Raw genomic sequence first — 13703 nt, 5'->3', positions numbered from 1 at the left:
CTCCTTCTTACTTGGGACGCTTCGCGCCGTATTTCGAACGACGTTGCTTACGATCTTTGACGCCCTGAGTATCCAGAACACCGCGCAGGATGTGGTAACGCACACCGGGAAGGTCTTTTACACGGCCACCACGGATCAGAACAACCGAGTGTTCCTGCAGGTTGTGGCTTTCACCGGGGATGTACGAGATGACCTCAAACCCGTTGGTCAGGCGCACTTTGGCAACCTTACGCATCGCCGAGTTCGGCTTTTTAGGTGTGGTGGTGTAAACACGTGTGCAGACGCCGCGTTTCTGCGGGCACTGCTCCAGGTGCATGGACTTTGAGCGTTTTACTTTGGGCTGCCGCGGCTTGCGGATCAGCTGTTGAATAGTTGGCATTCCGGTTTCTTCCCCGTTTTGCAACACACATGACATGCACGCGGCTGCGTGCGGTTAAATTCGCTGCACTTATGCGTCCACAAGCGCAAAATCCGCGAGCGTTCCCATTCCGAGGTGAACGTCGCGGTTTGTTATCAGAGGGCGCGAACGATAAAAGTGTCCGGGCCTTGACCAGTTCATTACTGAAATCGGTTACGGGGCGGCCCCCGGTACCGAGATGTCGCGCGTAATAGGGGGAGTCGGCCCGAGTGTCAACAGCCATGCAACAAAGGCGTGTGGCACATCAAGATATCAGCCATTTATCAGGATTGGGCTGGGAATTCCACTGTTCGCCCGCATTGCGGCTTATACCTACCGCGTGCATAGTGGGCGCGTCCCGCTATCCATTGGATGATCCATGCAAGTCATTGGCCTGTGCCGATTTTCATTCCCTGCCCTCGGCGATTTCCAAATCGAACACGACACGGTCGAAAAGCGGCGCCGCCATTTATACCACCCTACCCGTCTGGAAGAGCGGTTTCGCCTGTTTGAATCCCTAACCCTGCCCAGCTTTCGCGCACAGACCGACAAGGATTTCCAGCTGCTGATCGCCGTCGGAGACTGTCTACCTAAAACGGCGCTCGACCGCCTCAAAGATCTAACCACTGACATCAAGCAGGTTCAGATCATCCAAAGAGCAGTCGAGCCGGATCAGAAACACCGGCAGGTCATGAAACAAATCCTTCAAAACGCGCGGTCGCATCCAGACCAGCCTTGTCTTCAGTTCCGTCATGACGACGACGACAGCGTTTCCATAGACTTCGTGGAAAAACTCCGAGAAGCAGCAGATTACGGCGCGGGTTTGATCAAGAAAAATCAAGCGATCGGGATAGATTTCAATAACGGGTATCAGGCCAGTTTTAGACCCGCAGGCACACAGGCAGCGCAGGTCTACAAGTCTTTGCTCGGGGTTGGACTGGGCATGCTGGTCTCGGGCGGATGCACTCACACAATCATAAGCTTCACCCATAACCGGATCGGACGTTTCATGCCGGTTATCAGCTATCCTGATCACCCGATGTGGATCAGGTCACTGAACAATTCCAACGACTCGCCACGCGCAGGGAAACAGAAGGCGCAACTTGCTCCGATAACACCGGAGATCGAATCCGAATTTGCCACACGTTTCGCGATAAATCCGCGGTTCGCGCGGTTACATCAGTCCTCCGCCTGACGCGATCGTTCGCGGAACAGTGTGAACATCCCTGCCCCGACGACCAATGCCGCACCCAACAGGGTAATCATGTCGGGCCAGTCGCCAAATACCGCCCATCCAAGCCCCAGTGCCCAAAGCAGACTGGAATAGCGGAATGGCGCAATAAAACCGACCTCCCCCACGCGCATCACCATGACGCTGAACAGATACCCCATCAAAACAAAGACCGCTGCACTGGCGACCATCGCACCTGATGGGGTCGAAACCGGCACCCACCCCTCGAAAACTGAAACGATTGCAGCAACAGTGGTAATAGAAAGCGATGTTGCCAACGTCACGACCATGGATGGTACTTCTGCGGACATGTGTCGCGTGATAAGATCACGGGCCGTAACCGATGCAACCGCAATCAGTGCATAAATGGCGTAAATGCTGAAGCCATCCGGGCCGGGCCGAACGATCAGCAACATTCCAACAAATCCCATTGCAATCGCGACAATCCTCCGCCACCCGATTTTTTCCTGAAAAAACAACGCAGCGCCCAGGGTCACAGTCAAGGGTAACGCTTGCAACACCGCCGTTACATTGGCCAACGGCATGTGCATTAACGCAGTCAGGAAGAAGAATGTCGCCGACAATTCGGCAAGGCATCGAAACACAACCAACCACTTATCGTGGCGGGAAAAATCCAAATGAAGCGCCCCAAGATGGCGTGCAAGAAAGAACACGAGAATCGTTGCCAACGCCCCTCGTGTGGCGACCAACTGGAACAGCGGCATATCCTGCCCCACCACCTTCACGAGCGTATCGTTGACAGTAAAGGCAGCCATGCTGCCCATCATCAGCAAGGCGCCCCTTAGATTTGGTGTCATTCTGGTTTCGCCCGATCCCACTACAATGTGCCCATTGGCCAATCAGGCAAACCCAATGTCAACTCTGCAATGGATAATCAGCCATCGCAGGTGAGTCAGGATGGACCTAGAGGCTGACTTTGACCGGTACATTGTTATTTTGAAGTCCGGTCAAACTGAAGAGGTGCACTGTGATTGAGGGCCTGAGCCATATTACCTTCATCACCCGAAATCTGGACAAGATGGAAGAGGTACTGACAACAATTCTGGATGCCAAAAAAATCTACGACAGCGGCGATCGGACTTTCTCGCTTTCAAAAGAGCGGTTTTTCGATATCGGGGGTGTTTGGGTCGCGATTATGGAGGGCGATCCGCTGTCCGAAAAAACCTACAATCACGTCGCGTTCAAGATGAGCGTAGATGAATATGACGACAGGTTGCAACGCATCCGGTCGCTGGGCCTTGAAATCCGGGAGGGTCGATCCCGCGTACCCGGGGAAGGGCAATCAATCTATTTTTATGACTACGACAACCATATGTTTGAACTGCACAGCGGTACGCTGGAGGAACGATTAAAACGGTACGCCGCGGGCTAAATAAAAAAGGCCCCGCAATTTTGCAGGGCCTCATTTGTTTTATGGTGCGGTGCTTATTCGCGGCTTTCCGGTGTTTCCACCAGAACGTCCAGCTCATCACCGACCATATCGTCGTCGAATGTCGGAGCGGCCAAAGCAGCGGCCGCTTCGGCCTCTTCCCGGCGGGCTTCGATAACCACGTTGTCACGCGACTGCGCGATGTGGCGCACGGCCTGAGTGGCCCCACCGGTACCGGCGGGGATCAAGCGACCAACGATGACGTTCTCTTTCAGGCCAACCAGCTTGTCCTTCTTGCCCTGAACCGAGGCTTCGGTCAGAACGCGAGTGGTTTCCTGGAACGAGGCCGCCGAGATGAACGAACGCGTCTGCAGCGAGGCTTTGGTGATCCCCAGGAGGATCGGTTCGCCCTGAGCCGGACGGCCGCCGCGCGAGATGGTTTTCTCGTTGGCAGCGTCGAACTCCTGCTTGTCGACATGTTCGCCTTTCAGCAGGGTGGTGTCGCCTGAATCCAGGATCTCCCACTTCTGCAGCATCTGGCGCACGATGACTTCGATATGCTTGTCGTTGATCTTCACGCCCTGCAGACGATAGACGTCCTGCACTTCGTCGATCATGTAATCCGCCAGCGCTTCGACGCCCATAATGGACAGGATGTCATGAGGAGCCGGGTTACCATCCATCAGGTATTCACCCTTCTGGATGAAGTCCCCTTCGGCAACCGGGATGTGCTTGCCCTTGGGCACCATGTACTCGATGGTCTCCATCGACTCGTCAGCCGGTTCGATGCTGATACGGCGCTTGTTCTTGTAGTCGCGGCCAAAGCGCACGTAACCATCGGCTTCTGCGATGATCGCGTGATCTTTCGGACGGCGGGCTTCGAACAGTTCGGCCACACGCGGCAGACCACCGGTGATGTCCTTGGTCTTAGCACCTTCACGCGGGATACGCGCGACAACGTCACCGGCTTCGATCTGCTGACCATCTTCGACCGACAGGATCGCATCCACCGACATCGGATAGTGAACCGGGTTGCCCGCATCGTTGCGGACCGGCTCGCCATCTTCGCCGACCAGAATGATCTCGGGCTTGAGGTCGCTACCTTTGGGGGCAGCGCGCCAATCGATCACGATCTTCTGGGTCATACCAGTTGCATCGTCGGTCTCATCGCGGACAGCGATGCCCGAAACAAGGTCGACATATTTCGCAGTACCGGCCTTCTCGGCGATGATCGGCAGAGTGTAGGGGTCCCATTCGTACAGCTTGTCGCCACGGGCCACGTTTGTGCCGTCCTTGACGAACAGCTTGGAGCCATAGCCCAGCTTGTGGCTGGCACGCTCTTCGCCGTGTTCATCGCTGATCACCAGCTTCATGTTCCGGCCCATGACCAGGCTTTCGCCTGTGGCATTGACCAGAATCTGCGGGTTCTCGAAGGAAACGACACCTTCCTGGCTGGCTTCCTGGAACGACTGCTGACCACCTTGCGCAACACCACCGATGTGGAAGGTCCGCATGGTAAGCTGTGTACCGGGCTCACCGATGGACTGCGCGGCGATGATGCCGACAGCCTCACCTGTGTTCACCATGGTACCACGTGCAAGGTCACGACCGTAGCAGGTGGCGCAGACGCCTTCCTCGGACTCGCAGGTCAGAGGCGAGCGGATACGCATCGATGCAACACCGGCTTCATCGATAGTGTCGGCCATGCGCTCGTCAATCAACTGACCAGCGGCAACGATCACCTCGTCCGTGCCCGGACGCAGAACATCGTCCGCAGCTACACGGCCCAGCACGCGTTCGGCCAGCGAGGCAACAACCTCGCCGTCGTTCACGGCGGCTTCGGCAGTGATGGCACGCTCGGTACCACAGTCGATCTCACGAACGATGCAGTCCTGAGCGACATCCACCAGACGACGGGTCAGGTAACCCGAGTTCGCCGTCTTCAGAGCGGTATCCGACAGACCCTTACGGGCACCGTGGGTCGAGTTGAAGTACTCGAGAACGGTCAGACCTTCCTTAAAGTTCGAGATGATCGGCGTCTCGATGATGTCACCGTTCGGCTTGGCCATCAGGCCGCGCATACCGCCCAGCTGTTTCATCTGAGTAACCGAGCCACGCGCACCGGAGTGGGCCATCATGTAGACCGAGTTCGGTTCCTGATCCGACCCGTCTTCGGCTTTGGCGACATCCGAGATCGTGCTCATCATCGCCTCGGTGACGCGGTCGTTACACTTCGACCAGGCATCGACAACTTTGTTGTACTTTTCGCCCTGAGTGATCAGGCCGTCCATGTACTGCTGTTCAAAGTCCTTCACCTGACCGCGAGTGTCATCAACGATGCCCCACTTGTCATCGGGAATAACCATGTCGTCCTTACCGAACGAGATGCCCGCTTTGAAAGCTTCTTTGAAGCCCATCGACATGATCTGATCACAGAAGATGACCGACTCTTTCTGACCGCAGTAACGGTAGACGGTGTCGATCACCTGCTGCACTTCTTTCTTCCGCAGCAGGCGGTTGACCAGCTCGAACGGCGCTTTGTTGTTCATCGGCAGCAACGCACCCAGACGCAGCCGGCCCGGAGTGGTTTCATAGCGCTTTTGAACTTCGTTGCCTTCGTCGTCGATTTGCGTAATCCGCGCAGTGATTTTCGAGTGCAGATGCACCTCACCCGCGTCCAGCGCGTGCTGAACTTCTTCGATCGAACCGAAGACCTTGCCTTCGCCCGGCATGCCTTCGCGTTCCAGGGTCACGTAGTACAGACCCAGAATCATATCCTGCGACGGAACGATGATCGGTGCGCCGTTTGCAGGCGACAGAACGTTGTTCGTCGACATCATCAGAACACGGGCTTCCAGCTGGGCCTCAAGGCTCAGCGGGACGTGAACGGCCATCTGGTCACCGTCGAAGTCGGCGTTAAAGGCCGAGCAGACCAGCGGGTGCAGCTGGATGGCTTTACCTTCGATCAGAACGGGCTCGAACGCCTGAATGCCAAGACGGTGCAACGTCGGCGCGCGGTTCAGCATGACAGGGTGTTCGCGGATCACCTCGTCGAGGATATCCCACACTTCGGGACGCTCTTTCTCGACCAGTTTCTTCGCCTGCTTAACAGTCGAAGACAGACCCTTGGCTTCAAGGCGCGAATAGATGAACGGCTTGAACAGTTCCAGAGCCATCTTCTTGGGCAGACCACACTGGTGCAGCTTCAGCTCCGGACCGGTCACAATGACCGAACGGCCCGAGAAGTCGACGCGCTTACCCAGAAGGTTCTGACGGAAGCGACCCTGCTTACCTTTCAGCATGTCCGACAGCGATTTCAGCGGACGCTTGTTGGCGCCGGTGATCACGCGGCCACGACGGCCATTGTCGAACAGAGCATCCACGGATTCCTGCAGCATCCGCTTTTCGTTACGGACGATGATATCAGGCGCGCGCAGCTCGATCAGACGCTTCAGACGGTTGTTCCGGTTGATGACGCGACGATACAGATCGTTCAGATCTGAGGTCGCGAAACGGCCACCATCCAGCGGAACCAGCGGACGCAGTTCCGGCGGAATGACCGGGATCACGGTCATCACCATCCACTCAGGCCGGTTGCCCGACTCGAGGAAGGATTCAACAACCTTCAGTCGCTTGATGATCTTCTTGGGCTTCAGTTCGCCGGTTGCTTCGGCCAGATCAGCACGCAGCTGCTCGGCTTCGGCTTCCAGATCGATCTGGGCCAGCATCTCACGGATGGCTTCGGCACCGATATTCGCGGTGAACGCGTCCATGCCGTAGGCATCCTGAGCGTCCATGTACTCTTCTTCAGTCAGCATCTGGCCGTAGGTCAGGTCAGTCAGACCGGGCTCGATGACGACGTAGTTTTCGAAGTACAGAACACGTTCCAGATCGCGCAGCGTCATGTCCAGCATCAGGCCGATGCGGGACGGCAGCGACTTCAGGAACCAGATGTGTGCAACAGGCGCGGCCAGTTCGATGTGGCCCATACGTTCGCGGCGGACTTTCTGCAGGGTGACTTCCACACCGCATTTCTCGCAGACAACGCCGCGATATTTCATCCGCTTATATTTGCCGCACAGGCATTCGTAATCTTTGATCGGGCCAAAGATACGCGCGCAGAACAGACCGTCACGCTCGGGCTTGAACGTCCGGTAGTTGATGGTTTCGGGTTTCTTGATCTCGCCATAGGACCAAGACAGGATCCGCTCGGGCGACGCCAGCGAGACCTTGATCTCGTCGAATACTTTCGGGGGCGTCAGCGGGTTGAACGGGTTGTTGGTGATTTCCTGGTTCATTTGTTACCTCAAATCTTGCGGAAGGGGGGACGGGAGAAAGGGCAAGGCCCTTACTCCTCAACCTCCGCATCCAGGAGTTCCATATTCAGGCCGAGACCACGGACTTCTTTAACCAGAACGTTGAACGATTCCGGTACGCCCGCTTCAAAGTTATCTTCGCCCTTGACGATCGACTCATAGACCTTGGTCCGGCCGGCGACGTCATCCGATTTCACGGTGAGCATCTCCTGCAGGGTGTAGGCGGCGCCGTAAGCTTCCAGCGCCCAGACCTCCATCTCACCAAAGCGCTGACCACCGAACTGCGCCTTACCACCCAACGGCTGCTGTGTGACCAGCGAGTACGGGCCAGTCGAACGCGCGTGGATCTTGTCATCCACCAGGTGGTGCAGTTTCAGCAGGTACTTGATGCCCACGGTCACCGGACGCGCGAATTGCTCACCCGTACGACCGTCGAACAGAACCGACTGACCGCTTTCCGAGAAGCCCGCACGCACCAGCGCGTCGTTGACGTCAGCTTCTTTGGCACCGTCGAAGACCGGGGTTGCGATCGGAACACCGCGGGTTACGTTGCCCGCAGCCTCGATCAGGCCATCCTCGTCCAGACCGGTGATGCCTTCTTCGTAGACATTTTCGCCATAGGCCAGCTTCATCGCTTCGCGAACCGGGGTCAGATCGCCGGAACGGCGGTATTCACCCAGAGCGTCGTCGATATTCAGACCCAGACCGCGTGCGGCCCAACCCATGTGGGTTTCAAGGATCTGACCAACGTTCATACGCGAAGGCACGCCCAGCGGGTTCAGACAGAAGTCTACCGGCGTACCATCGGCGAGGAACGGCATGTCTTCCATCGGAACAACCTTGGAGATCACACCCTTGTTCCCGTGACGACCGGCCATCTTGTCACCCGGCTGCAGCTTGCGCTTCACGGCGATGAAGACTTTGACCATCTTCATCACACCCGGCGGCAGGTCGTCGCCACGGCGGACCTTCTCGACTTTGTCTTCGAAACGGGCGTCCAGAGCACGCTTTTGCACTTCGTACTGCTCGTTCAGAGCTTCGACGATCTGTGCGTCCTGCTCACCTTCCAGTGCCAGCTGCCACCACTGACCACGGGTCAGGGTTTCCAGCAGCTCCTCGGTGATAACCGAGCCGGGCTTGACGCCTTTCGGGCCTTTGACAGCGGTTTTACCCAGGATCAGACCCTGCAGACGCGCATAGATGTTGCGGTCACGGGCCAGACGTTCGACTTCCTCACGCTCGATCTGCAGCGCACGCTCGTCTTTTTCGACGCCGTGACGGTTGAAGACGCGGACCTCAACGACCGTACCGTAATCGCCCGGCTTCACGCGCAGCGAGGTGTCGCGCACGTCAGATGCTTTTTCACCAAAGATGGCGCGCAGCAGCTTTTCTTCCGGGGTCATCGGGCTTTCGCCCTTCGGAGTGATCTTGCCGACCAGAATATCGCCCGGCTCAACATCCGCACCGATGTAAACGATGCCCGCCTCGTCGAGGTTGCGCAGCGCTTCTTCACCGACGTTCGGGATGTCACGAGTGATTTCTTCCGGACCTAGCTTTGTGTCACGGGCGGCGACTTCGAATTCCTCGATATGGACCGAGGTAAAGACGTCGTCACGCGCAATACGTTCCGAGATCAGGATGGAGTCTTCGTAGTTGTAACCGTTCCACGGCATGAACGCGACGACCACGTTTTTGCCCAGAGCCAGTTCACCCATATCGGTCGACGGACCGTCGGCAATTACCTCACCCTTCTGGACAGTGTCACCCACCTTGATCAGCGGACGCTGGTTGATGCAGGTGTTCTGGTTCGAACGCTGGAATTTGCGCAGACGATAGATGTCAACGCCAGCGTCGCCCAGTTCCAGATCTTCGGTGGCGCGGATAACGATACGCTGGGCATCGACCTGGTCGATGATACCGGCGCGTTTCGCCTGAATCGCAGCGCCCGAGTCGATCGCAACCTTTTCCTCGATCCCGGTACCGACCAGCGGCGCCTCGGCCCGCAGCAGCGGAACCGCCTGACGTTGCATGTTCGAGCCCATCAGAGCGCGGTTGGCGTCGTCATTTTCAAGGAACGGGATCAGCGATGCAGCGACTGATACCAGCTGTTTCGGCGACACGTCGATCAGGTCCACATTCTCGCGCGGGGCAAGGGTGTAGTCACCAGCCTGACGGGTCGAAACCAGATCGTTGATGAACTTGCCATCCGCATCCAGCGTCGCGTTCGCCTGCGCCACGGTGTGACGCATTTCCTCGGTCGCGGACATGTAGTGAACCTCATCGGTCACCTCGGCGTCTTTGACGACGCGGTACGGTGTTTCGATGAAGCCATACTTGTTCACGCGGGCAAAGGTGGCGAGGCTGTTGATCAGACCGATGTTCGGACCTTCCGGCGTTTCAATCGGGCACATCCGGCCATAGTGGGTCGGGTGCACGTCGCGCACCTCAAAGCCCGCACGCTCACGCGTCAGACCACCGGGGCCAAGCGCCGAGAGGCGGCGTTTGTGGGTAACTTCCGACAGCGGGTTGGTCTGGTCCATGAACTGCGACAGCTGCGATGAGCCGAAGAATTCACGAACAGCAGCCGCAGCCGGTTTCGCGTTGATCAGATCCTGCGGCATGACGGTGTCGATCTCGACCGACGACATACGCTCTTTGATCGCGCGCTCCATGCGCAGCAGGCCGACGCGGTACTGGTTTTCCATCAGTTCGCCGACCGAGCGCACACGACGGTTGCCGAGATGGTCAATATCGTCCACGTCGCCTTTGCCGTCACGCAGTTCCACCAGCGCCTTGATGCAGGCCACGATGTCTTCGCGGCGCAGGGTGCGCAGGGTGTCCGGCGCGTCCAGAGCGAGGCGCATGTTCATCTTCACGCGACCAACGGCGGACAGGTCATAACGCTCGCTGTCGAAGAACAGGGTGTCGAACAGAGCCGACGCAGCCTCGACGGTGGGCGGCTCGCCCGGGCGCATGACGCGGTAGATGTCCATCAGCGCGCTTTCGCGGTTCAGGTTCTTGTCCTGAGCCATTGTGTTGCGCATGTAGGGGCCAACATTGACGTTGTCGATGTCCAGAACCGGGATGTCGGTGATGCCCGCATCCATCAGGTCCTTGACGGTGCCGCCGATCAGATCGCCGTCCTTGTCGTACTCCAGCGTCAGCTCATCACCGGCTTCGACATAGATCGCGCCGTTTTCTTCGTTGATGATGTCCTTGGCGACATACTTGCCGACGATGTTGTCGAAGGGCACAAGCAGGTCGGTAACAGCACCTTCGTCGATCAGCTTCTTAACCGCGCGCGGAGTGACTTTCTTGCCGGCTTCGGCAATCACTTCACCGGATTTCGCGGCGATCAGATCATACGTCGGGCGGGTGCCACGCACGCGCTCGGGGAAGAACGGTGTGACCCAACCCTTCTTCTTATCCAGTTTGTAGGACACGGTGTTGTAATACGCGTCCATGATCGCTTCCTGATCCAGACCCAGCGCATAGAGCAGGGTTGTCACAGGCAGCTTACGGCGGCGGTCGATACGGGCGAACACGATGTCCTTGGCGTCGAACTCAAAGTCCAGCCAGCTGCCGCGATACGGGATGATGCGGCAGGCAAACAGCAGCTTGCCCGAGGAATGGGTCTTGCCCTTGTCGTGGTCGAAGAACACACCGGGGGAGCGGTGCATCTGGGACACGATCACACGCTCGGTGCCGTTCACGATGAACGTCCCGTTCGGTGTCATCAGGGGCATGTCGCCCATGAACACGTCCTGTTCTTTGATGTCTTTGACCGATTTGGCGCCGGTGTCCTCATCGACATCAAACACGATCAGACGCAGGGTGACCTTCAGCGGCGCGCTGTAGGTCATATCGCGCTGCATGCACTCTTCGACGTCGTATTTGGGTTTTTCCAGATCGTATTTCACGAACTCCAGAACGGAGGTTTCGTTGAAATCCTTGATCGGGAAAACCGACTGGAACACACCTTTGATGCCTTCGCCGTCTGTGGGCTGTTCTGCATCGCCGGAGCGCAGGAAAAGATCATAAGAAGATTTCTGGACCTCAATGAGGTTTGGCATCTCCAGCACTTCGCGGATTTTGCCGTAATATTTACGAAGACGTTTCTGGCCAAGGAACGTTTGAGCCATGTCAGATGTCACCTTTCGATGTTCTCAGCGGGCAAAGACACCGTCGGGCCCCGGCATCTTGCACATTCGAGACGACACGTCCGGATCAATTCGTGGCCACCGTCCCGAAGGTGGCCTCCCGATCCGAAAACCGTGTCTTAGAAAACGCCCCAGATAATGAGGCCCTTTCTAAGACAGGTTCGGCTGGACCCGGATTTCTCCGGGCCCAGCCAAAATTTGCGGCGCATCAGCGATGCACCTGTCGGTTGGCTTAGGCCAGCTCGACTTCGGCGCCAGCTGCTTCCAGCTTGCCTTTGACTTCTTCGGCTTCGTCTTTCGACACACCTTCTTTGATCTTGCCGCCAGCTTCGACCAGCTCTTTGGCTTCTTTCAGGCCCAGACCAGTGATGCCGCGAACTTCTTTGATCACGTTGATTTTCGAAGCACCGGCGTTCTTCAGAACGACGTCGAATTCGGTTTTTTCTTCCTCAGCTGCGCCACCGGCGTCGCCACCAGCTGCAACCATTACGGCGCCGCCAGCTGCAGGCTCGATGCCGTATTCGTCTTTGAGGATGGTTTTCAGTTCTTGTGCTTCCAGCAGGGTCAGACCCACGATGCTTTCTGCGAGTGCTTTCAGATCAGCCATTGTATTAGCTCTTTCCGTTTTACAGTGTGTGTTCCAACGTCAGGGGAATTCCCCTACGCAGATCATTCAGTGCCAACCGCTTACGCAGCTTCCGCCTTCTCTTCGATGGTGGAAAGGATGCTTGCGATGTTGCTTGCAGGTGCGCCAATCGCGCCGGCGATGTTCGAAGCAGGTGCGCCAATGCAGCCAACGATCGAAGCAATAAGCTCTTCACGAGACGGCATTTTCGAAACTGTTTCGACGCCTTTGCGGTCCAGAGCGTTCTCGCCCATAGCACCGCCGAGGATCTCAAAATTCTTGTTATCCTTAGCGAAGTCCTCGGCCACCTTGGCTGCTGCCACGGGGTCCTCGGAATAGGTCAGAACGGTCATCCCTGTCAGCAGGTCGGCCATGCTTTCACACGGCTTACCCTCAAGGGCGATTTTGGCGAGCCTGTTCTTGGCAACACGCACGGCACCACCCGCGTCACGAGCACGTGCGCGAAGGTCCTGCATCTCGGCAACTGTCAGACCGGCGTAGTGCGAAACCACTACGACGCCAGAGCTTTCGAAGATTTGGCCGAGTTCCTCGACCACTTTCTCTTTCTGGGCTCTATCCACAGTTCTCTCCAAGTTAGGGGCGATATCTCACCCCGGCTCATATTTGCCGTAGCTTACGCTCCGGCGTTCAGGTCCGTTGTTACGGGATGGGCCAAAACTCGCCCGAGGATCGTGACCCTCAGAATTCTTTGGTCTTACCCGTCTCAGGCAGGGAATTAAGGGGCCGCATGGCACCACCCACCGTCTTGGACGAAACAAAATAAAGCGCACGACGAATCGCACGCTTTATTCCGCAGGTCTACTTAGGACAGATAGGCCGGGTTTCCAAGAGGTAAATTGCACCTATGGGTGTGTTTCGAACGTTCAGAAATAAGCGTACTTTCGGTGCAAGTCTCATACACGGTAGATAACGAGGACAGCCAAAGCGACTACGAGCGAAAGATCTTTGAGCCATTTTGGTAACCGGTTGCTATGCTCCACCTTTTTTCTACCCACCAAACACAAGCTCAAAGCGATTGCGACGTTGGTAGCGCCTGTTGTCGCTTCGAATTGGTGTATTGCACGCTTTCCAGCGTGGAATACAGCTGTGATCCCTTATGTCTTTTTGGTCTTCAGCAAATCTGTTTTTAACTACTGGGCAAGTGAACGTTATCATTGACGCCCGTTCACTGATCAGAACCCACCGATGCCAAATTACTACTTTGAAACTGTGGCTAGATAGCCTCTTACGAAAACTTGTTACACAGCGTCCGGTCTGGGTGCGCTGGAGGCGGCGTAGGTGTCAGATCGAACTGCCAGGGGGCAGCACAAACACAAAGCTGCGCGCAGCTTGTCATTATCGGGAACGCACTCCAAATCAGTCCGCACCATAGGGTCAGATACAACACTTACATTTGCCCGTCTGAGTTTCCGGTTATGGTGCTGAGGAGGATTGACCGCGGAGCAAGCAGTTTGGTGAACTGTTTGTAGAACGAACGGGTTGTTTGGAATTTGGTTTTGGGAGTAGGATTTGAACCTCTGACCTTCAGGTTATGAGCCTGACGAGGTGAAGAGGTCAAGCAAT

Annotated in this window: 8 protein-coding genes; 2 read left to right on the top strand and 6 right to left on the bottom strand. The window is 56.8% G+C overall.

Going from position 1 to position 13703, the window contains the following annotated elements:
- Window positions 1-7 precede the first annotated feature (7 nt).
- Window positions 8-379 (bottom strand): 30S ribosomal protein S12, encoded by a 372-nt coding sequence (rpsL, locus tag ACR0MQ_RS19445; protein WP_005621086.1) that lies wholly within the window; start codon window positions 377-379, stop codon window positions 8-10.
- Window positions 380-776: 397 nt separating this feature from the next.
- Between rpsL and ACR0MQ_RS19440 the strand changes: the two genes are divergently transcribed.
- Window positions 777-1592: a putative rhamnosyl transferase gene (locus ACR0MQ_RS19440; protein WP_170775224.1), complete on the top strand. Its 816-nt coding sequence runs from the start codon at window positions 777-779 to the stop codon at window positions 1590-1592.
- Here ACR0MQ_RS19440 and ACR0MQ_RS19435 read toward each other — a convergent pair.
- Window positions 1577-2446, bottom strand: a complete 870-nt coding sequence (locus ACR0MQ_RS19435; protein ID WP_480610227.1) for a DMT family transporter — start codon at window positions 2444-2446, stop codon at window positions 1577-1579. The two genes, ACR0MQ_RS19440 and ACR0MQ_RS19435, sit on opposite strands and share 16 nt — an antisense overlap.
- Window positions 2447-2616: 170 nt before the next feature.
- Here ACR0MQ_RS19435 and fosX point away from each other — a divergent pair, with 170 nt between their 5' ends.
- The gene (gene fosX, locus ACR0MQ_RS19430; RefSeq protein WP_319546240.1) at window positions 2617-3021 is read left to right on the top strand and encodes a FosX/FosE/FosI family fosfomycin resistance hydrolase; all 405 of its coding nucleotides are present in this window, start codon (window positions 2617-2619) and stop codon (window positions 3019-3021) included.
- Window positions 3022-3074: 53 nt separating this feature from the next.
- Here fosX and rpoC read toward each other — a convergent pair whose 3' ends face one another.
- The 4 genes from rpoC to rplJ form a co-directional block, all read right to left on the bottom strand.
- On the bottom strand, window positions 3075-7316 hold the full coding sequence (rpoC, locus tag ACR0MQ_RS19425) for a DNA-directed RNA polymerase subunit beta' (protein WP_480610225.1): 4242 nt from the start codon (window positions 7314-7316) through the stop codon (window positions 3075-3077).
- Window positions 7317-7366: 50 nt separating this feature from the next.
- On the bottom strand, window positions 7367-11476 hold the full coding sequence (gene rpoB / locus ACR0MQ_RS19420) for a DNA-directed RNA polymerase subunit beta (RefSeq protein WP_480610223.1): 4110 nt from the start codon (window positions 11474-11476) through the stop codon (window positions 7367-7369).
- Window positions 11477-11726: 250 nt separating this feature from the next.
- Window positions 11727-12101: a 50S ribosomal protein L7/L12 gene (rplL, locus tag ACR0MQ_RS19415; RefSeq protein ID WP_010441182.1), complete on the bottom strand. Its 375-nt coding sequence runs from the start codon at window positions 12099-12101 to the stop codon at window positions 11727-11729.
- A gap of 80 nt (window positions 12102-12181) precedes the next feature.
- On the bottom strand, window positions 12182-12700 hold the full coding sequence (rplJ, locus tag ACR0MQ_RS19410; protein ID WP_010441181.1) for a 50S ribosomal protein L10: 519 nt from the start codon (window positions 12698-12700) through the stop codon (window positions 12182-12184).
- Between the last annotated feature and the right edge of the window lie 1003 nt (window positions 12701-13703).

This window comes from Ruegeria sp. AN6, assembly GCF_056540425.1.
The sequence above is the reverse complement of the archived record's forward strand: the minus strand, read 5'-3'. Positions and strand labels throughout refer to the sequence as shown.